At 58.4% G+C, this 19,248-nt stretch carries 20 protein-coding genes; 16 read left to right on the top strand and 4 right to left on the bottom strand.

What is annotated here, in order from left to right; all coding sequences use genetic code 11:
- Positions 1-43 precede the first annotated feature (43 nt).
- Positions 44-520, top strand: coding sequence for a VOC family protein (locus AC07U5_RS00100; protein WP_494721979.1), 477 nt, complete (start codon positions 44-46; stop codon positions 518-520).
- 149 nt (positions 521-669) lie between these two features.
- Entirely contained in the window at positions 670-1,386 is a 717-nt protein-coding gene (locus AC07U5_RS00095; RefSeq protein ID WP_494721978.1) for a YoaK family protein, read from the top strand.
- 4 nt (positions 1,387-1,390) lie between these two features.
- Here AC07U5_RS00095 and AC07U5_RS00090 read toward each other — a convergent pair whose 3' ends face one another.
- The gene (locus AC07U5_RS00090; RefSeq protein WP_404944072.1) at positions 1,391-1,843 is read right to left on the bottom strand and encodes a hypothetical protein; all 453 of its coding nucleotides are present in this window, start codon (positions 1,841-1,843) and stop codon (positions 1,391-1,393) included.
- A 192-nt stretch (positions 1,844-2,035) separates the two neighbouring features.
- Between AC07U5_RS00090 and AC07U5_RS00085 the strand changes: the two genes are divergently transcribed.
- Positions 2,036-2,671 (top strand): trimeric intracellular cation channel family protein, encoded by a 636-nt coding sequence (locus AC07U5_RS00085; RefSeq protein ID WP_112358718.1) that lies wholly within the window; start codon positions 2,036-2,038, stop codon positions 2,669-2,671.
- 53 nt (positions 2,672-2,724) lie between these two features.
- Here AC07U5_RS00085 and irrA read toward each other — a convergent pair whose 3' ends face one another.
- Entirely contained in the window at positions 2,725-3,144 is a 420-nt protein-coding gene (gene irrA / locus AC07U5_RS00080) for an iron response transcriptional regulator IrrA (RefSeq protein ID WP_062427148.1), read from the bottom strand.
- A gap of 297 nt (positions 3,145-3,441) precedes the next feature.
- Here irrA and fabA point away from each other — a divergent pair, with 297 nt between their 5' ends.
- The 5 genes from fabA to AC07U5_RS00055 all read left to right on the top strand — a co-directional run bounded on the left by fabA (position 3,442) and on the right by AC07U5_RS00055 (position 7,484).
- Complete coding sequence (gene fabA, locus AC07U5_RS00075) at positions 3,442-3,957, top strand: 3-hydroxyacyl-[acyl-carrier-protein] dehydratase FabA (RefSeq protein WP_062427147.1); 516 nt, start codon at positions 3,442-3,444, stop codon at positions 3,955-3,957.
- 65 nt (positions 3,958-4,022) lie between these two features.
- Positions 4,023-5,246: a beta-ketoacyl-ACP synthase I gene (fabB, locus tag AC07U5_RS00070; protein ID WP_494721977.1), complete on the top strand. Its 1,224-nt coding sequence runs from the start codon at positions 4,023-4,025 to the stop codon at positions 5,244-5,246.
- 6 nt (positions 5,247-5,252) lie between these two features.
- Entirely contained in the window at positions 5,253-6,059 is an 807-nt protein-coding gene (fabI, locus tag AC07U5_RS00065) for an enoyl-ACP reductase FabI (RefSeq protein WP_062427145.1), read from the top strand.
- A gap of 261 nt (positions 6,060-6,320) precedes the next feature.
- Positions 6,321-6,890, top strand: a complete 570-nt coding sequence (locus tag AC07U5_RS00060; protein WP_494721976.1) for a TadE/TadG family type IV pilus assembly protein — start codon at positions 6,321-6,323, stop codon at positions 6,888-6,890.
- A 12-nt stretch (positions 6,891-6,902) separates the two neighbouring features.
- Positions 6,903-7,484: a TadE/TadG family type IV pilus assembly protein gene (locus AC07U5_RS00055; protein WP_333629790.1), complete on the top strand. Its 582-nt coding sequence runs from the start codon at positions 6,903-6,905 to the stop codon at positions 7,482-7,484.
- Positions 7,485-7,636: 152 nt separating this feature from the next.
- Here AC07U5_RS00055 and AC07U5_RS00050 read toward each other — a convergent pair whose 3' ends face one another.
- Positions 7,637-8,956, bottom strand: a complete 1,320-nt coding sequence (locus AC07U5_RS00050) for an MFS transporter (protein ID WP_443267132.1) — start codon at positions 8,954-8,956, stop codon at positions 7,637-7,639.
- A 291-nt stretch (positions 8,957-9,247) separates the two neighbouring features.
- Between AC07U5_RS00050 and cyoA the strand changes: the two genes are divergently transcribed.
- From cyoA to upp, 8 genes are all read left to right on the top strand, one after another.
- A complete protein-coding gene (gene cyoA, locus AC07U5_RS00045; RefSeq protein ID WP_236760277.1) occupies positions 9,248-10,348 on the top strand; it encodes a ubiquinol oxidase subunit II in 1,101 nt (366 codons plus the stop codon).
- A 65-nt stretch (positions 10,349-10,413) separates the two neighbouring features.
- On the top strand, positions 10,414-12,420 hold the full coding sequence (gene cyoB, locus AC07U5_RS00040; protein WP_062427140.1) for a cytochrome o ubiquinol oxidase subunit I: 2,007 nt from the start codon (positions 10,414-10,416) through the stop codon (positions 12,418-12,420).
- A gap of 3 nt (positions 12,421-12,423) precedes the next feature.
- Positions 12,424-13,050, top strand: a complete 627-nt coding sequence (cyoC, locus tag AC07U5_RS00035) for a cytochrome o ubiquinol oxidase subunit III (RefSeq protein ID WP_062427139.1) — start codon at positions 12,424-12,426, stop codon at positions 13,048-13,050.
- Positions 13,050-13,463, top strand: coding sequence for a cytochrome o ubiquinol oxidase subunit IV (cyoD, locus tag AC07U5_RS00030; protein WP_062427138.1), 414 nt, complete (start codon positions 13,050-13,052; stop codon positions 13,461-13,463). Before cyoC ends, cyoD begins: the two co-directional genes overlap by 1 nt.
- Before the next feature lie 135 nt (positions 13,464-13,598).
- Positions 13,599-14,372 carry an SURF1 family protein gene (locus AC07U5_RS00025; RefSeq protein WP_494721975.1) on the top strand — a complete coding sequence of 258 codons (774 nt, stop codon included), beginning with the start codon at positions 13,599-13,601 and terminating at the stop codon, positions 14,370-14,372.
- An 81-nt stretch (positions 14,373-14,453) separates the two neighbouring features.
- Positions 14,454-15,674 (top strand): phosphopentomutase, encoded by a 1,221-nt coding sequence (locus tag AC07U5_RS00020; RefSeq protein WP_494721974.1) that lies wholly within the window; start codon positions 14,454-14,456, stop codon positions 15,672-15,674.
- Entirely contained in the window at positions 15,671-16,663 is a 993-nt protein-coding gene (locus AC07U5_RS00015) for an adenosine deaminase (protein ID WP_494721973.1), read from the top strand. Before AC07U5_RS00020 ends, AC07U5_RS00015 begins: the two co-directional genes overlap by 4 nt.
- Before the next feature lie 103 nt (positions 16,664-16,766).
- Entirely contained in the window at positions 16,767-17,396 is a 630-nt protein-coding gene (gene upp, locus AC07U5_RS00010) for a uracil phosphoribosyltransferase (RefSeq protein WP_062427135.1), read from the top strand.
- A 283-nt stretch (positions 17,397-17,679) separates the two neighbouring features.
- Here upp and dnaA read toward each other — a convergent pair whose 3' ends face one another.
- Positions 17,680-19,248, bottom strand: a complete 1,569-nt coding sequence (dnaA, locus tag AC07U5_RS00005) for a chromosomal replication initiator protein DnaA (RefSeq protein ID WP_113226881.1) — start codon at positions 19,246-19,248, stop codon at positions 17,680-17,682.

Here is a 19,248-nt window from a genome sequence, read left to right as displayed (position 1 = left end):
AGTTCGGGCACAGACGTAGCTGGTCGATATGAGAGGATTGAAAATGGCCGAAGATGCTGGCGTGATCGCTGTGGACCATATGGGATTCTCGGTCGCCTCGTTGGAGGAGGCGATCCAGTTTTGGACAGAGGCGATGGGTTTTGAGCTTGCTCGCCGAGGAGAGATGGGTGGGGAGTTCCTACGGGAGGCCACGGGGGTTGACGATCCGCGCTGCCGAATGGCGCTGGTGACGGCTCCAAACGGCTACCCTATCGAACTCCTCGAATATTCGACAGGCCGTAGGCTGGGACAGACACCTCGCAGCGCAGGTGCGATCGGCGCCGCGCACATCGCCATCACGGTTGCGGATATCCTCACGGCGATCGCGCGGGTTGAGACGGCGGGGTGGGCAGTGAAGGGTTCGCCGCAGCCTATACCAGGCGGCCCCCGAAGCGGAACAATGGTCGCGTACATCTCCGGTCCGGACGGTATCACCATCGAGCTGATGCAGCCGCCCGTTCAACATTCCCGCGTCGTGTGACGCCCCCTCGATCCGGGAAAGCTCCTTTGTGTAGGTTTTCTGTTCCGTTGTTAGCCAACCCCAACTCTTTGAAGCTATGCTTCGTGTTTATCCGAACATCGAGTTCGATTTTCGGGCCGATGCTGTAAGTCTCTGCACGCCGAGGCACCATGACCAGACAAAGACGCCGTAACATCATCAAGGCAAGGCGCACCGGAATGGGGCTTGCGCTCGTGGCGGCCATCTCCTTCGTCGCAGGGATGACGGATGCGATCGGGCTGATGATGTCGGGAGACTTCGTGTCCTTCATGACGGGCAACACCACCCGCGCGGCGATCTCGCTGGAGGCCGGTCAGTATGATCACGCGCTGAAGCTCTTTCTCGCCATCATCACCTTCGTCGCCGGCAACGCCGCGGGCATTATCGTCGCCCACAGCTCGCAACGGCGCATCTTCACCGTGCTGTGCTCGGTTGCCATCCTGCTGGCACTAGCCGCCCTGATGCAGACATCTGCTCTTCGACCTTTTGACTTTTACCTGATCGTCTTTGCCATGGGCATGATCAATGCGGCGGTCGAGCATATCGAGGGTCTGCCGATCGGGCTGACCTATGTGACGGGGGCTCTCTCGCGCTTCGGTCGCGGCGTTGGCCGCTTCATTTTAGGCGAGCGAAAGGTCGATTGGTCCATCCAGCTTGTTCCGTGGATTGGCATGGTGTCGGGTGCAATCTCCGGAGCGATCCTTGCCAGCTTTTTTCCGGGCGGTGCGCTGCTGGTCGTCAGTCTCACGGTGTTTGCGGTGGCACTTGCGAGCATGCTGATGCCGCGCTCGCTCAGAACCCGTTATAACCAGCGCGTCGCAATCAAACGCGGCCCAAAGGGGGCATGATGTCCTACTTGCGGGAAAGCGTGACGAAGGCCGTTCCGCGCACGCGAACCGTCATTTCGCAAGGCGCGCTGTCGGTACGTTCGCAATAGCGCGGATGCATTTTCAGCACGAAGACCATGTTGCCGAAGCGCTGGATGAAATCGTAGCCATAGATGGTTGCGGTGGCGATCAGCAGGTAGCCGCCCTCTTTCACCTGCACATAGAAATTATAAGGGCAGCCATCGTCGTTGCAGGTGGTGCTCTTGTGACCGTCGCAGGTCAGGCCCCCACGATTGGTGACCGCATCCATCAGCCCGTCATTGTTGATATCGATGCGGGAGATATAGTCCGGTCCGAACTCGGCGACCTTGCACTGCTTCTGGAAGAAAGCCTTCTCATAAACTTCCGGATCGCTCACCAACTCCTGTTGAGCGCGCGCTGGCGTCATCAGGCTCAAAAGCGCCAGAAGGCAGAGCATGGATGAGAAGAGACGTTTCAAGGCCGTTTCCTTCGTGGTCTGATCGCTGCCGTCAGGGGTGTCCATAAGCAAAACGACTTCACCTTTACCGGATTTGCGTTATGGATGGCGCAGCATGATGATGGCGAGGTCTATAACCCGCCGCGCTTGCGTCACACTGACCGTCACTGCGAAAATGAGGAGCGCCTCGTCATGTCACTTCTGGCTTTCCTCGATTATGCGGGTGTCGCGGTGTTTGCAGCGACAGGCGCGCTCGCCGCCTCGCGCAAGCAGCTGGATTTCATCGGCTTCATGTTCTTCGCCGCAGCGACCGGTATCGGCGGTGGCACGCTGCGGGATCTGGTGCTTGGTCGTGCGCCCGTCTTCTGGGTGGTCAACCCCACCTATATTCTTGTTTGCGTCGGGGTGGCGGCACTTGTCTATTTTACCGCGCACCTTTTCGAATCCCGCTACCGCCTGTTGATCTGGCTTGATGCCGTCGGCCTTTCGGCCTATTGCGTTATGGGGGCAGCGAAGGGGCTTGCGGCAACGGGTTCGCCCACGGTCGCCATTGTCACCGGAACGATGACCGCCACCTTTGGCGGCGTGCTTCGCGACATTCTGGCCGGCGAACCATCCGTACTTCTGCGCCCGGAAATCTATATCAGCTGCGCGCTGGCCGGTGCCTGCGTGTTTACCGGCGTGCATTTCCTCGGCGCGCCACTGATCGTCTCGTCGACGGCGGGGGTTCTCACCGCTTTCGGCATTCGCAGCGGCGCACTGATATTCGGCTGGACCTTCCCGCCCTACAGGTCTCGCCCTGGCCGTCCGCCGGAAGATGTGATGTGAGGCCGAAAACGATAAAGGCACCTTCCGGTGCCTTTTGATAAACCAATGCGGTGTCAGCGCTCTTTGCGCCGCAGACGGATGACGACATCCACATGGGCGATTTCCATGCCTGCCGGCGGTTCGGGAAGATTGCCGATCTGCAGGTTGTTGACTGGAATATCGAGAACCTCGTTCTCACCTTCAACGAAAAAGTGATGGTGATCGGAGACATTGGTGTCGAAATAGGTCTTCGCACCCTCAACGGCCAGCACGCGGATCAGGCCAGCCTCGGTGAATTGATGCAGAGTATTGTAGACCGTTGCGAGCGAAACGGGCACGCCGGCCGTCACCGCCTCGTCATGCAGTTCTTCTACCGTCAGGTGGCGGTCGCCCTTCGCGAACAGAAGATCGCCAAGCGCAATGCGCTGGCGTGTCGGGCGCAGGCCGAAGCGGCGTAGCCGTGTTCCAATGTCCAGGGTGGCGTCAAATGCCATCGGTCAGGGTTCCTGAGAACGGTTATAAAGTGCGTCTTGACGATGCATATATCTTTTAAGGGCAGGGCTTTCAATAGTTTCCGGCGGAGACGCCTCGCCTATTGCCGGCGAAAGGGCCGTTTTTGCAATTTTCCTCTGGTTCCGTCCTTACGCTTCCTGTATGCGGGCGCCATATTGAGAACAGGCCTCTGGCAAGTTGGTCTGCTCCAATGTGTATGCGGCCCTTGTGGCGCTTCATTTTGAGCCTAACTTGCTTTACAGAAGTCTATAAACACGATGAGATGGGAAACGGAAGCAATGGCAACGAGGCAATCCAGCTATAATTATGAGGAAATCCTGGCATGTGGCCGCGGCGAACTGTTCGGTCCCGGCAATGCACAGCTTCCTCTGCCTCCAATGCTGATGGTTCATCGTATCACTGAAATTTCCGAGACCGGCGGTGAGTTCGACAAGGGCTTCATCCGTGCCGAATATGATGTGAAGCCAGATGACTGGTATTTCCCGTGCCATTTCCAGGGCAATCCGATCATGCCGGGCTGCCTCGGCCTTGACGGCATGTGGCAGTTGACGGGCTTCTTCCTCGGCTGGCTGGGTGAACCGGGCCGTGGCATGGCGCTTTCCACCGGCGAAGTAAAATTCAAGGGCATGGTTCGTCCTGAAACCAAGCTTTTGCAGTATGGCATCGATTTCAAGCGCGTGATGCGTGGCCGGCTCGTGCTCGGCACCGCCGATGGCTGGCTGAAGGCCGATGGCGAAACCATCTATCAAGCGACGGACCTTCGCGTTGGTCTGTCTAAGGAAAAGACCGCCTGACGTCTTTAAACAAGACGGGCGCCACGCGCGCCATCTGCGGCAAGCTCTAAGAAAAGGTCACCTTCATGAGAAGAGTAGTAGTCACCGGCCTCGGTATCGTTTCATCGATCGGCAGCGACGCGGGCGAAGTCACGGCTTCCTTGAGAGACGCCAAGTCCGGCATTTCGTTCTCGCCAGACTTTGCCGAACACGGCTTCAAATGCCAGGTCTGGGGCAAGCCATCGCTTGATCCGACCGATCTGGTCGACCGTCGCGCCATGCGCTTCCTCTCCCAGGGTGGAGCGTGGAACCATGTGGCGATGAAGCAGGCAATCGCCGATTCCGGCCTGGAAGAGAGCGATATCAGCGGCAATGAGCGCACCGGCATCATCATGGGCTCGGGCGGTCCGTCTACCCGCACCATCGTCGAAGCATCCGACATCACGCTGAAGAACAACAGCCCGAAGCGCATCGGCCCGTTTGCCGTGCCGAAGGCCATGTCCTCCACGGCATCTGCGACCCTTGCCACATGGTTCAAGATCCACGGCGTCAACTACTCCATCTCGTCCGCCTGCTCGACGTCTGCGCACTGCATCGGCAATGCGGCTGAAATGATCCAGTGGGGCAAGCAGGATGTGATATTTGCCGGCGGCCATGAAGATCTTGACTGGTCCATGTCGAACCTTTTCGACGCCATGGGCGCCATGTCCTCCAAGTATAACGACACGCCTTCGGTCGCCTCGCGCGCCTATGACGTCAACCGCGATGGTTTCGTGATTGCCGGCGGTGCAGGCGTTCTGGTTCTGGAAGAGCTGGAGCATGCCAAGGCCCGCGGCGCGAAGATCTATGCCGAAATCGTCGGCTATGGCGCGACCTCGGATGGTTACGACATGGTCGCACCGTCGGGCGAAGGCGCCATCCGCTGCATGCGTCAGGCGCTTGCGACCGTGAAGGGCGATGTCGATTACGTCAACACCCACGGCACCTCCACGCCTGTCGGCGACAGCAAGGAAATCGGCGCGATCCGCGAAGTCTTCGGCGACAAGATCCCGCACATCCAGTCGACCAAGTCGCTTACGGGTCACTCGCTCGGTGCTGCCGGCGTTCAGGAATCGATCTACGGTCTGTTGATGATGCAGGAACGCTTCATCGGCGAGAGCGCCCACATCGAAACGCTCGATCCGGAATTCGACGGCGTTCCGATCGTTCGCAAACGCATCGATGATGCCAAGATCGACACCGTGCTCTCCAACTCATTCGGCTTCGGCGGTACCAACGCCACGCTCGTCTTCCAGCGCTATAACGGATAATTGCCCATGAACGGCATCATGCAGGGTAAACGCGGCCTCATCATGGGCGTCGCCAACAATCACTCGATCGCTTGGGGCATCTCCAAGGCGCTGGCCGCGCAGGGCGCGGAACTGGCTTTTACCTATCAGGGCGAAGCCCTTGGAAGACGCGTCAAGCCGCTCGCGGCTGAAGTCGGCTCCGATTTCATCGTGCCCTGCGATGTCGAAGATATTGCATCCGTCGACGCGCTTTTTGAGACCCTGCGTCAGCGCTGGGGTTCGATCGACTTCGTCGTTCACGCCATCGGCTTTTCCGACAAGAACGAGCTGAAGGGCCTTTATGCCGACACCACGCGCGAAAACTTCAGCCGTACCATGGTCATCTCCTGCTTCTCCTTCACCGAGATCGCCAAGCGGGCTGCAAGCCTGATGACGGACGGCGGCTCGATGCTGACGCTGACCTATAATGGCTCCCAGCGCGTGATCCCGAACTACAATGTCATGGGTGTGGCGAAGGCTGCTCTCGAAGCCTCTGTCCGCTATCTGGCTGCCGATTACGGTCCGAAGGGCATCCGCGTCAACGCCATCTCGGCAGGCCCGGTCCGCACGCTTGCAGGCGCCGGTATTTCTGATGCCCGTGCGATCTTTGCCTGGAACGCGAAGAACGCACCGCTGCGCCGCACGGCCGATATTGATGATATTGGTGGCTCTGCACTCTATCTTCTGTCGAACCTCTCCCGCGGTGTGACTGGCGAATGCCATTATGTGGATTGCGGCTACAACATCACCTCGGTCCCGACACTGGATGAGCTTCGCAGAGCCGACGCCGATTAAGTCTCTGTGCGTGATATGGTTACGTTAGAAAGCCCGGCAGTGTCGGGCTTTTTTGTGTCTGCTCGGTGAGGTGGCTGTCTGCCTTCTGAGCCGCGCAAAAGTGCGTCCACGGTGCTGCGCATGTCGAAAAACAGGACATGCGGCAAATGCGAGGCTTTCCGAAAAGGAAATATAAAGAAAGCCCTCATAATGATCCTAGTGCGAGACCATTCCCGCAAGATCAGTTTCCGCCAGAGATAGAAAAGCCCCATGCGAAGGCCAATGTTTCAGAAAGCATTACCTGGCAAGTTACTCCGCTCGCGCGACGGCTCCGCCGCGATCGAATTCGCCATCCTTGCCATACCCTATTTCATGATCATTTTCGCGATCCTGGAAACGTTTATCGCGATGACAGGTGAGCAGCTTTTCGTTAACGCCACCGACACCATGGCGCGCAAATTGCGCACTGGACAGATCACCAACACGGTGACCGCGGAAGATTTCCGCAAACAGTTCTGTAGCGAAGTGTCGATCATGGTGACGTGTGATGATAAAGAAAGCAAAGCGACTCCCAAGCTCTATATTGACCTACGCCAGTTCAATACCTTCGCAGATATCCCCAAAACCCTGCCGCTGATAAAGACCGGCGATTACTACGATCTGAACACCTCGGTCTTCGGCTTTAAACCGGGAGGGCCGGGCTCAATCAATATGCTGCGCGTCTATTATCGGTGGCCGGTAATTGTCGATCTCATTCGTCCCTATCTGACGAAGGTCCGCCCTGCCGACGGTTCGATGCCCTCCCATTTCCTCATCGTTGCGACCGATGCATATCGCAACGAGAACTACTAGCGAGCGGAAAAGATGAAGGTCAAATCCAGGCCATCGCAGGCAAAGACCGGGGGCATCTTTCTACGCTTTGCCAAACACCGGGAAGGTGCAGGCGCAATCGAGTTTGCCATCATCTTTCCGCTGCTGGTCTCGCTCTATCTCACATCGTTCGAACTGACGATGGGCTTCAGCGTCTATAAGCGCGCCACGCGTGCCGCGGGAATGATCTCCGATATCGTCTCCACCCAGACGAAGATCAACAAAGACTATCTTGCGACGATGAAGGATGTCGCCGCGGCGATCTTCGTTCCCTACGGCACCGATGGATTGAAGCTCAGAATTACCGGCATACAGGTCGACGCGAACCAAAAGGCGACGGTGGCGTGGTCATGGGATCAGGCCGGTGGCCGTCCGTATTCGGTCGGTACACCAGTCGACGTGCCGGCAAACCTGCTCTCCATCAGCAACTTCGTGATCCATTCAGAACTGTCGGTGCCGCACAACCTGCTGATGTTCATGCCGACGCTGGTTTCGGAAAACTCGACCATTACGATTGCCAAGGATTACTACTTCGCCAAGCGCGAGGGCGAGCCGATTGTGTGCGGAGACTGCTGAAGCCCGTTGCGCAAAGGCGAACGGACTTGTGAAGAAGAGAACGCGACGCCGCTTAACCATGTTACGCGCAGAAATCTCTGGACCAGCTTAAGACATGAAAAAGCTGCGAAACACGGACGTTTCGCAGCTTTTATTTTGGTCACATGACGGTGTCAGGCGGGCATATCGAGCTTGCGGCTGAAGAACAGCGCCACGATGGTGCAGACTGCGCCAGACAGCAGGTAGAGGCAAACGGCGAAGAGGCCAAACTCGGAGGAGAAGCCAAGCACCACGAGCGGTGCGAAGCCCGCGCCGATCAGCCAGGCGATGTCCGAAGTCAAAGACGCGCCGGTATAGCGATACTCTCGGCTGAAGCGCGACGCCAGCGCGCCACCCGCTTGACCGAAAGAAAGGCCAAGCAGCGAGAAGCCGATCAACACGAACAGATAGCGACCGATATCACCAGAGCCCATCAGGATCGGTGCGATGAAGCTGAAGACGCCGATCAACGACGCGGCAATCACCAGGAGTTTGCGACGTCCGATGCGGTCGGCAAGGGCACCGGACACGACGATCATCCCACCGCCGATAATGGCGCTGATGAACTGAACGAAGAGAAAGTCTGAAAGACGCTGCTGCGTGTGCAGAACCACCCAGCTGATCGGGAAGACGGTGACGAGGTGGAACAGCGCAAAGCTTGCCAGTGGAACAAAGGCGCCGGTGATGACGACGCGCGACTGGCTCCGCAGCATCTCGAAAACCGGCTTCGGCTCGAGTTCATGCTGTGCCAGCATCGCCTGGAATTCCGGCGTTACGATCATGCGCAGGCGGGCAAAGAGCGCCAGAACGTTCAGCGCCAGAGCCACGAAGAACGGGAAGCGCCAGCCCCAGGCCAGAAACTCGGGGTTCGACAGCTGGGTGACGAAGATGATGAAGAAGGCGCTTGCAAGACCAAAGCCCATGGCGGCGCCGATCTGCGGCATCATCGCATACCAGCCGCGCTGCTTTTCGGGCGCGTTCATGGCGAGAAGCGAAACCAGACCATCCCACGCGCCCCCGAGACCCAGACCCTGGCCGATACGGAAGACGGCAAGCAGCACCGGCGCCAGGACACCGACATCGCTATAGGAAGGCAGGAAGCTGATCGCCATCGTCGACCCACACAGGGTGAAGAGGGCGGCGGTCAACTTGACCGCACGGCCGAACTTGCGGTCGATCTGCAGGAAGATGAGAGAACCGATCGGTCGCGCAATGAAAGCGAGCGAGAACACGGCGAAGGAATAGAGGGTCGCAGTCAGCGGCTCCGCAAACGAAAAGAACACGTAAGGGAACACCAGGACGGACGCGATCGCATAAACGAAAAAGTCGAAAAATTCGGTCATTCTCGCCAGAATCACGGCCATCGTAATGCGGTCGGGATCGACGGCAACGGGAGCCTGGCGTGACGGGGCATCAGAGCCCGGAAAAGTTGAGGCCGTATCGGTATAGCTCATAATAATCCCTCCAGCGTATTGCGAACCATGGCGTAACGCAGGCGGCTCCTCATCCGTTGCGTTACATGCGACGGATTGTCACACACCGCACTGCACCCGTCAAACGGAATTGCCTGAAATTGCTTGCCGATGGGGCTCTGTTTGGAGTAACTGCTGGGTAGAGAACGATTGCTTCGCCCAGCTGTCATTGCTGCGGCGCAAAAGGCCGCTGCACCGCGACAAAATTACACATTTATTAAATGACATTTGGCAACTAATCCCGGTCCATACCGAATAATCGAGTTGAAGAACGTGCGCACGATCAAGAAACTTACCACGGCCCTTGCGGGCCTGTCGTCGTTGCTGCTGCTCAGCGGCTGCAACCTCGTCGTCATGAACCCCTCGGGTGACGTTGCCCGCCAGCAGGCCGATCTGATCATCACCTCGACGGTTCTCATGCTGTTGATCATCGTTCCGGTCCTCGCGCTGACAATCTTCTTCGCCTGGAAGTATCGCGCGGCCGCCAAGGCGACCGATTACGATCCCGAGTGGCATCACTCCACCCGTCTGGAAATGGTCATCTGGTCAGCCCCGGTCGCCATCATCCTGATGCTCGGCACCGTCACCTGGATCGCCACCCATCGTCTCGATCCCTATCGCCCGCTCGACCGGATCGACGAAGCGCGCGAAGTGACGCCGGAAACCAAACCATTGACGGTCGAAGTGGTCGCCATGGATTGGAAGTGGCTGTTCTTCTATCCGGAACTCGGCATCGGCAGCGTCAATGAATTTGCCGCTCCTGTCGATGTTCCGATCAACTTCAAGATCACCGGCACGACGGCCATGAACTCCTTCTTCGTGCCAGCCCTTGCCGGTCAGATCTATGCCATGGGTGGCATGCAGACCAAGCTTCACGCCGTCATCAACCGCGAAGGTGTCTATGACGGCTTTTCATCGAACTTCTCCGGCCCAGGCTTCTCCTGGATGCGCTTCAAGTTCCATGGCGTGAGCCAGCAAGGCTTCGATCAGTGGGTTGCCAAGGTGAAGGAAGGCGGCAAGCCGTTCGGTCGCATGGAATACCTGGAACTGGCCAAGCCGAGCGAACGCAATCCGGTGGAATACTTCGCCAATGTCGATCCTCAGCTTTATGACGCCATCCTCAATCGCTGCGTCGAGCCGAACAAGCTCTGCATGCGCGACATGATGCATGTCGACGCCAATGGCGGCGGCGGCAAGGAGGGCATCGATATCGCCAAGGCGCTGAATTCCGTCGTCTGCACGCCGCTCGCACCCTATGGTGTCGCCACCGGCCCGCAGTCCATGCCTGCTGCTATCGAAGGCCAGACCTTCGAGCCTGCCGCTCTGCCGCAGGTCAAGGCGGAAGCTGCGAAGGCGCCCGGCAACGCCGGCTGAAATTGAAACTGATGATCTGCGGCGCGTATCCGCGCCGCCCTTAAGACTTGAAGCAAGAGGCTAAAATGGTCGCCGCCACCACCGATCAAACGTCCTTCCTGTTCGGGAAGCTGACGCTGGACTCCATCCCGTACCACGAGCCGATTCTCATCGTCACCTTTATCGGGGTGGCCATCGGGGGCATCGCCGTGCTCGGTCTCGTCACCTATTTCCGGCTCTGGGGTTATCTCTGGAAAGAATGGTTTACGTCGATCGACCACAAGAAGATCGGTATCATGTATATCGTTCTGGCACTCGTCATGCTTCTGCGCGGCTTTGCCGACGCCGTCTTGATGCGTACCCAGCAGGCCATCGCCTCTGGCGGTTCGGAAGGCTACCTGCCACCGCATCACTACGACCAGATCTTCACCGCGCACGGCGTCATCATGATCTTCTTCATGGCCATGCCGATGATCACCGGTCTGATGAACTATGTCGTGCCGCTGCAGATCGGCGCACGCGACGTGTCCTTCCCCTTCCTCAACAACTTCTCCTTCTGGATGACGACCGCCGGCGCCGTGATCACCATGATCTCGCTCTTCATCGGCGAGTACGCCCAGACCGGCTGGCTGGCCTATCCGCCGCTGTCGGGTATCGAGGGAAGTCCGAATGTGGGCGTGGATTACTACATCTGGGGTCTGCAGGTCGCAGGTGTCGGAACGACCTTGTCGGGTATCAACCTGATCGTCACCATCATCAAGATGCGTGCACCCGGCATGACCATGATGCGCCTGCCGATCTTCGTCTGGACGTCGCTGTGTTCTAACATCCTGATCGTGGCATCCTTCCCGATCCTGACCGGCACGCTCGCCCTTCTGACGCTTGACCGCTACCTCGGGATGAACTTCTTCACCAATGACCTTGGTGGCAATCCGATGATGTATGTGAACCTCATCTGGATCTGGGGTCACCCGGAAGTGTACATCCTGGTGCTGCCTGCTTTCGGCATCTTCTCGGAAATCGTTTCGACCTTCTCCCAGAAGCGCCTCTTCGGCTACACCTCGATGGTTTACGCAACAGCCGTCATCACCATCCTGGCCTATGTCGTGTGGCTGCACCACTTCTTCACCATGGGTTCCGGTGCGAGCGTCAACGCCTTCTTCGGCATCACGACGATGATCATCTCGATCCCGACGGGCGCGAAGATTTTCAACTGGCTCTTCACCATGTATAAGGGCCGCATCAAGTTCGATGTCCCGATGCTGTGGGCGATCGGCTTCATGATCACCTTCGTCATCGGTGGCATGACCGGCGTTCTGCTTGCCGTTCCTCCGGCAGACTTCGTGCTGCACAACTCGCTGTTCCTGATCGCCCACTTCCACAACACGATCATCGGCGGCGTGGTCTTCGGTGTTCTGGCCGGTATCGTCTACTGGTTTCCCAAGGCCTTCGGTTTCCGTCTCGATCCGTTCTGGGGCAAGATGTCCTTCTGGTGCTGGTTTGTTGGCTTCTATGTCGCCTTCATGCCGCTCTACGTTCTCGGCCTGATGGGTGTGACGCGTCGTCTCAGCCAGTTCGAAGATACGTCCCTGCAGATCTGGTTCGTGATTGCGGCCCTCGGCGCTGCCATCATTGCAGTGGGCATCGCCTCCTTCCTGCTGTCGATCGTCTTCGGCTTCCTGAAGCGCGAGCAATTGCGCGACGTCACCGGCGACCCCTTCGATGGTCGCACGCTGGAGTGGTCCACCTCTTCTCCGCCGCCTGCCTATAACTTCGCCTTCACGCCGGTCGTGCATGATGTCGATGCCTGGGCGGACATGAAGAAGCGTGGCGCCGAGCGTCCCGTGGACGGCTTCATCCCGATCCACATGCCGAAGAACACCGGCACGGGCGTTATCCTCAGCGCCATCAGCGTCGCCCTCGGTTTCGGCCTGGTGTGGCACATCTGGTGGCTTGCGGCAGCAAGCATGCTCGCGATCATCGTGGTCTCGATTGCTCACACCTTCAACTACAATCGCGACTACTACATCCCGGCAAAGGATGTAGCTGAAGTCGAAGCAGCGCGCACCAAGCTGCTGGCAACGCAGGCGTAACTCATGTCTCAAGCACCCGCACAGACCGCCGACAGCGCGGAAAAGCCGGTCTTCTATCTGAAGGAAGACCATCACACGGAAAACGGCACAGCGCTCGGTTTCTGGCTCTATCTGATGAGCGACTGCCTGATCTTCGCAACGCTCTTCGCAACCTATGCCGTTGTCGGCCGCAACTATGCGGCCGGACCGTCGGGCGCTGATCTCTTCGATCTGAAGCTCGTCGCGATCAACACCGGTTTCCTTCTTCTGTCGTCCATCACCTACGGCTTTGCCATGCTGGAGGCACAGAAGAAGAAGGTCAATTCGACCCTTCTCTGGCTCGCTATCACCGGCGTCTTCGGCCTCTGCTTCCTCGGTCTCGAACTCTACGAGTTCCATCACCTCATCGAAGAAGGTGCCGGCCCGCACCGTTCCGCTTTCCTCTCCGCCTTCTTCGCACTCGTCGGTACCCACGGTCTCCACGTCACATTCGGCGTGATCTGGCTCGTGACGCTGATGGTTCAGGTGAAGAAGTTCGGTCTGCACGCCGATAACATGCGCCGTCTGACGTGCCTCTCGATGTTCTGGCACTTCCTCGACGTCATCTGGATCGGCGTCTTTTCCTTCGTCTATCTGGTTGGAGTTCTGTGATGAGTTCGAACACGCATACACACGACCACGCGCATGGCCATGCCCATCATGGGGACGACCATCACCATGAGAGCGGCGAAGATCACGGCTCCTTCAAGAGCTACATGATCGGCTTCATCCTGTCGGTCATCCTTACCGCCATTCCTTTCTGGCTGGTGATGGGCGATGTTCTGGAGAACCGCACGGCCACCGTGATCCTGATCATGGTCTTCGGGGTCATCCAGGTCTTCGTCCATATGATCTACTTCCTGCACATGAACACCAAGTCGCAGGGCGGCTGGACCTTCATGTCGCTGCTCTTCACGCTGGTCGTCGTCATGATCGCGCTCGTCGGTTCGCTCTGGGTCATGTACAACATGAACAAGAACATGATGCCGACCATGACCATGGAGCAGATGAAGAATCTGCCCTGACATACCGGTTCATCGATCAGGTTCGCGCCGAAAGCGGCGCGGACCTTCCCTCCGAGAAGACACATAACCCCATGAATCGGAGAGCGAATTCATGGGGTTATGTGTTTGAGCATGATGCTCTCAAGGAACACCCCAATGCAGACCACCGCCAGAAAAGGCATACGCCCCGCAGCCGTCGTCGTCATCATGATGACCGTCATTCTCACCGGCCTGTTGCTGGCGCTTGGCACATGGCAGGTAAAAAGGCTGTCCTGGAAGCTCGACCTCATTCAGCAGGTCGAGGAGCGGGCCCATGCCGCGCCTGTGGACGCGCCGGCGCCCTCGCAATGGGCATCGCTGACCAATCCTGCAGATTACGAGTATCGTCGGGTACGTGTGGCGGGGATCTTCCGTCATCAGGATGAGGTGCAGGTTTACACCGTCTCCGACCTCGGCCCCGGCTATTGGGTGTTGACGCCGCTCCAGCGCGATGATGGATCTTTGGTGATCGTCAATCGCGGCTTCGTGCCGAGCGACAAGCGCGACCCATCGACGCGTCTGGAAGGCGAGTTGCCGACCAGAGTGGAAATCGTGGGTCTCATGAGGGCGCCCGAAACCGGCGGTCTCTTCCTGCGCACAAACGATCCGCAGAACAATCGGTGGTACTCCCGTAACATAGCCCAGATTGCTGACGCCAAATCGCTCGGCACCGTGGCGCCCTTCTATGTGGACGCCGACGAGACACCCAATCCAGGTGGCCTGCCAATCGGTGGCAAGACCATGCTTGTCTTTCCAAACAACCATCTCTCCTATGCCATCACCTGGTACGTGCTGGCCGCGATGACGGTCGCCGCTGGCTGGTACGTCACACGCAACCTCAATGCGCCGAAGCGAGACGAGGACGATAAGGCGGGCGGTCGGCCCCAATAAAGCGTTTCACCTTTTGCTCTGCGGTGCTCTATATATCGCCGTTACATAGCGACAATCATGTCGCGTCTTTCATGGTGAAGCATGGCACGCGCGTTTCTGCTCGTTCTCGATTCCTTTGGTGTGGGCGGTGCGCCTGATGCCGAACATTACGGAGACCTAGGCTCCAACACGCTCGGCCACATCGCCGAGTTCTGTGCCGCAGGTGCGGCGGACAGAGCAGGCCTGAGATCCGGACCATTGAAACTTCCCAACATGTCGGCGCTTGGCCTTTTGGAGATCGCGGCGCTTGCCAGCGGAACCCGCCCGGCTGGCATGCCGCCCCCCGAACACATTTTCGGTCTGCATGGCTGTGCCAACGAAGTCTCGAAAGGCAAGGATACGCCGTCCGGCCATTGGGAAATTGCTGGAACACCCGTGCGCTTCGAGTGGGGTTACTTCCCGACCGAGGGCGATGCTTTCTCGCCTGAGCTTGTCGATGCGATCTGCGAGAAGGGCAACCTCCCGGGCATCCTTGGAAATTGTCATGCGTCCGGTACGGACATCATCGCCCGTCTTGGCGAAGAGCATATTCGTACGGGCAAGCCGATCTGCTACACGTCGTCGGACTCGGTCTTCCAGATTGCGGCGCACGAGATGCATTTCGGGCTGGAGCGGCTGATTGCGCTGTGCGAGATCGTCCGCAAGATCCTCGATCCGCTGAATATCGGCCGCGTCATCGCACGCCCTTTCATCGGGGAGAGTGCGGCGACATTTGCTCGAACGGGCAATCGGCGCGACTTTTCGGTTTTGCCGCCGGAGCCGACGCTTCTTGACCGCCTTGTCGAGCGGGACCGCAAGGTTTTGGCAATCGGCAAGATCGGCGATATCTATGCGCATCAGGGCGTATCGCGGGTGATCAAGGCCAATGGTAACGACGCCTTGATGGACGCGACGCTGGAAGCCATGGATGAGGCTCTGAACGGCGATCTCGTCTTCACCAACTTCGTCGATTTCGACATGAATTACGGCCACCGTCGCGATGTTGCAGGCTATGCGGCCGCGCTGGAGGCGTTCGATCAGCGTCTGCCGGAAATTCATCGCAAGATGCAGCCGGGCGACGTCACAATCCTGACGGCCGATCATGGCTGCGATCCGACCTGGCGCGGGACGGATCACACGCGCGAACGCGTGCCGATCATGGCTTTCGGTCCCGGTTTTCGCGAAAGAAATATTGGTATCCGCTCAAGCTATGCGGATATCGGCGAGAGCATCGCCGCTCACCTCAGCATACCGTCCGGACGGCACGGCAGGAGTTTTATGTGACCCATCAATTATTGAAAGCTGAAATCCATTGTCATCTGGAAGGTGCGGCTCCTCCCGCACTCGTGCTGGAACAGGCGCGCAAATACAATGTCGACACCAGCGCCTTCCTGCGTGACGGCGCCTATGTCTGGAATGATTTTGCCGAGTTCATCCGCTGCTATGACGACGTGGCGCAGGTTTTCAAGACGGAAGAAGACTACGCCGCTCTCGCGGAGGCCTATCTCCTCGAGCTTGCGGGCGAAAACACCATCTACAGCGAGTTGATCATCTCTCCCGATCACGGCGATCGTATCGGCCTTGGTGCGGATGCCTATCTCTCCGGCATTGCCGAAGGCATGCGTTGGGCCAAGGAGAAAACCGGAATAGAGGCCCGCATCATCGTTACCGGTGAGCGCCATTTCGGCCCGGACAGTGTCATCGCCGCGGCCGAATACGCCGCGCGTGTTCGTCATCCTCTGATCACCGGCTTCAATATGGCGGGTGAAGAACGCATGGGGCGAGTGGCCGATTATGCCCGTGCCTTTGACATCGCCCGAGATGCCGGACTTGGCCTCACCATCCATGCCGGCGAAGTCTGCGGTGCCTTCAGCGTTGCCGACGCACTTGATCTGGTCAAGCCGCAGCGGATCGGCCATGGGGTTCGCGCCATCGAGGATGCGGCACTCGTCGAGCGTCTGGTGGAACTCGGTACCGTGCTTGAGGTTTGCCCGGGCTCCAATATCGCGCTCAGCGTCTATCCGGATTTTGCAAGCCATCCCTTGAAGCGACTTCGCGATGCTGGCGTTCGCGTCTGCATAAGCTCAGACGATCCACCGTTCTTCGCCACCTCGCTGGCGCAGGAATATGAGATTGCCCGCCACGCTTTCGGCTTTTCGGATGCAGAGATCAATGCATTGACGCGAACGGCGCTTGAGGCTGCCTTCGTCGATGAGGAGACGCGGAGCAGCCTTCTCGCACGCCTCGATGCTTCGACCGGTGTCGCGGCCTGACCAAAGGCTGCCGGCGCGGGAAACCTCTCACTTCCGGTCTTGCGAAATGCCCGCATTTGGTCGAAGAGAACAAAGATAAAAGCAAAAGGAAAGGCCAGTTTCCATGGACGGCGTAACAGTCATCGATCACCCGCTTGTGCAGCACAAGCTTACCTTCATGCGCAAGAAAGAAACTTCCACGGCCGGCTTCAGGCGGTTGTTGCGCGAGATTTCCACACTGCTCTGCTATGAAGTGACGCGCGATCTCGACCTCACGATGGAGACCATCGAGACGCCCATGGAAACGATCGAGGCACCGGTGCTGGAAGGCAAGAAGCTGGTATTCGCCTCGATCCTGCGCGCGGGCAATGGCCTTCTCGAAGGCATGCTGGAGCTCGTACCTTCAGCGCGTGTCTCGCATATCGGTGTCTACCGCGATCACGATACGCTGGAAGCCGTCGAATATTACTTCAAGGCACCGGAAAGCCTGGATGCGCGCCTGATCATCGTCGTCGATCCCATGCTCGCAACCGGCAACTCCTCAATTGCTGCCGTTGAAAAACTCAAAGAGCGCGGCGCGAAAAACATGCGCTTCCTCTGCCTGCTCGCAGCACCGGAAGGCATCAAGAACTTCCGCGAAGCCCACCCCGATGTGCCGATCTATACCGCGGCGATTGATCGCAAGCTGAACGAGAAGGGCTATATCGTCCCCGGTCTCGGTGATGCGGGCGACCGCATGTACGGCACGAAGTAAGCAGCGTCACAGCGCAAAGCGTGGCGCGATCTTTCCGGTTCGCTTCCCACGCTTTCGCTCTTTGTTTGATCGCATGTCGTGATCGCAAAACCGCTGCCCACTTTTGCGTGGACCATGCTTGAGTTCAGAAACTGGAAAAGCCCGCCGTCGGAAACGACAGGCGGGCTTTTTTCGACGGCGATGCTGTGATGATCGGGAGGCCTGTCTCTATTGCGGCAAACGTCCCCGGCTCAAGTCATGCGATGAAAAGGCGCGGTCAGGGTTTCCCGCCGCGCCATTCTTATCAGGCATTGTTTTCGTTGATCAGTCGCTTCAGAAGCTCGACCTCATGGCCAAGCTTGCTGTCGCCCGAGATCAATTCCTCGATCTTGCGAACCGCATGAAGCACCGTCGTGTGGTCGCGTCCGCCGAAACGGCGACCGATCTCCGGGAAGGAGCGCGGGGTCAGCATCTTGGCGAGATACATGGCCACTTGACGCGGCTTGACGATGACGCGTGTCCGGCGATTGGAGACCAGCTCCTGGCGCGAGACATTATAGTGGCGGGCAACAATCCGCTGAATATCTTCGATGCGCACGCGCTTGGCTTCACCAGCGCCAACCAGATGGGCGAGCAGTTCGTCCACGCGCTCGACCGACAGGTTGGGCTCAAACGAACGGCGGAAGATCAACTGGTTGAAGGCACCTTCCAGTTCACGGCCGCTGGCGGTGACGCTGCGGGCCACGTGGGAGACGATGTCTTCGCCGATGTCGAAGCTTGGATCTTCCTGGCGTGCCGTTGCGATACGCTGCTTCAGCATCTCGTAGCGCATGTCGTAATCGGGACCTTCGATCTCGATCGCCATACCGCCCTGAAGGCGCGAACGAACGCGTGGATCGAGCGATTCCAGTTCCCATGGCGCGCGGTCTGCGGCAACCACGACCTGCTTGGCGCTATCGAGCAGCATGTTGAGCAGATGGCAGAATTCGTGCTGGATCATCTTGCCCTGCAGGAACTGCATGTCGTCAATGATGAGAAGATCGATGTTGCGCAGCGTGTCTTTCAGCGTCAGCGCATCATTGTCGCGAATGGCGGTGGCAAAGCGCCACATGAAATATTCTGCTGTCAGATAAACGACGCGCGGATTGCGCGGGCTATCGACTGCGGCATTCGCGATCGCCTGGAGAAGATGGGTCTTTCCAAGGCCGACGCCGGCATGAATGAAGAGCGGATTGAAGCGTACCGCACCCGCACCAGCTTCTGCAATCGTCTTTGCGGCAGCAAGCGCAACGCGGTTGGACGATCCTTCCACGAAGGTGTCGAAGGTAAAGCGCGTGTCGAGCGGGGAGCCAAAGAGCGGACCGGAGCCAGAAGAGCGCGGTGCCATGCTGGGTGCAGACGAACCCGGATGGCTTGCAGCGCTGGTCATCTGCGGTGGGATGAAGGGCTTGGCACGCTGGGCGGAAGGCGTGGCATCCTGGACCGGCTGAGCTCTGTCATCGGTCGCAACGGCGCGAGCCGGACGGCTGGCCGAACGCACCAGGATCTCGACCTTCAGGACATTGGCGTCTTCCGCCTGCACCAGAGTGGTTATCAGATCGATATAGCGGTTGTTGATCCAGGACTTCAAAAATGTCGTCGGAACGGTGAAGCGAACAACGCTCTTGGACACCGAGTGCAGCTTTAGCCGCGCGAACCAGCTTGCATAGACTTCAGGACCGACCTGCGCCTTCAGTCGCGCGCTAAAGCGCTCGAACAGCGCATCGTTCTTCATATTCGATATATTCCCCGCCGCATCATTGCAAACTGCATCACAAGCGTTCTGCGCGCGGTCCCCGTTTGCCACCGCACCCATTGCCAAATTCAATTGCAT

This window comes from Agrobacterium sp. GW821-FHT02D03 (assembly GCF_059421725.1).
The sequence above is the reverse complement of the archived record's forward strand: the minus strand, read 5'-3'. Positions and strand labels throughout refer to the sequence as shown.

What these genes read in the sequence shown, in the direction of transcription:
- AC07U5_RS00100 (WP_494721979.1), top strand. Translation starts at nt 44, where the DNA reads ATGGCCGAAGATGCTGGCGTGATCGCTGTGGACCATATGGGATTCTCG.
- AC07U5_RS00095 (WP_494721978.1), top strand. Translation starts at nt 670, where the DNA reads ATGACCAGACAAAGACGCCGTAACATCATCAAGGCAAGGCGCACCGGA.
- AC07U5_RS00090 (WP_404944072.1), bottom strand. Translation starts at nt 1,843, where the DNA reads ATGCTCTGCCTTCTGGCGCTTTTGAGCCTGATGACGCCAGCGCGCGCT.
- AC07U5_RS00085 (WP_112358718.1), top strand. Translation starts at nt 2,036, where the DNA reads ATGTCACTTCTGGCTTTCCTCGATTATGCGGGTGTCGCGGTGTTTGCA.
- irrA (WP_062427148.1), bottom strand. Translation starts at nt 3,144, where the DNA reads ATGGCATTTGACGCCACCCTGGACATTGGAACACGGCTACGCCGCTTC.
- fabA (WP_062427147.1), top strand. Translation starts at nt 3,442, where the DNA reads ATGGCAACGAGGCAATCCAGCTATAATTATGAGGAAATCCTGGCATGT.
- fabB (WP_494721977.1), top strand. Translation starts at nt 4,023, where the DNA reads ATGAGAAGAGTAGTAGTCACCGGCCTCGGTATCGTTTCATCGATCGGC.
- fabI (WP_062427145.1), top strand. Translation starts at nt 5,253, where the DNA reads ATGAACGGCATCATGCAGGGTAAACGCGGCCTCATCATGGGCGTCGCC.
- AC07U5_RS00060 (WP_494721976.1), top strand. Translation starts at nt 6,321, where the DNA reads ATGTTTCAGAAAGCATTACCTGGCAAGTTACTCCGCTCGCGCGACGGC.
- AC07U5_RS00055 (WP_333629790.1), top strand. Translation starts at nt 6,903, where the DNA reads ATGAAGGTCAAATCCAGGCCATCGCAGGCAAAGACCGGGGGCATCTTT.
- AC07U5_RS00050 (WP_443267132.1), bottom strand. Translation starts at nt 8,956, where the DNA reads ATGAGCTATACCGATACGGCCTCAACTTTTCCGGGCTCTGATGCCCCG.
- cyoB (WP_062427140.1), top strand. Translation starts at nt 10,414, where the DNA reads ATGGTCGCCGCCACCACCGATCAAACGTCCTTCCTGTTCGGGAAGCTG.
- cyoC (WP_062427139.1), top strand. Translation starts at nt 12,424, where the DNA reads ATGTCTCAAGCACCCGCACAGACCGCCGACAGCGCGGAAAAGCCGGTC.
- cyoD (WP_062427138.1), top strand. Translation starts at nt 13,050, where the DNA reads ATGAGTTCGAACACGCATACACACGACCACGCGCATGGCCATGCCCAT.
- AC07U5_RS00025 (WP_494721975.1), top strand. Translation starts at nt 13,599, where the DNA reads ATGCAGACCACCGCCAGAAAAGGCATACGCCCCGCAGCCGTCGTCGTC.
- AC07U5_RS00020 (WP_494721974.1), top strand. Translation starts at nt 14,454, where the DNA reads ATGGCACGCGCGTTTCTGCTCGTTCTCGATTCCTTTGGTGTGGGCGGT.
- upp (WP_062427135.1), top strand. Translation starts at nt 16,767, where the DNA reads ATGGACGGCGTAACAGTCATCGATCACCCGCTTGTGCAGCACAAGCTT.
- dnaA (WP_113226881.1), bottom strand. Translation starts at nt 19,248, where the DNA reads ATGCAATTGAATTTGGCAATGGGTGCGGTGGCAAACGGGGACCGCGCG.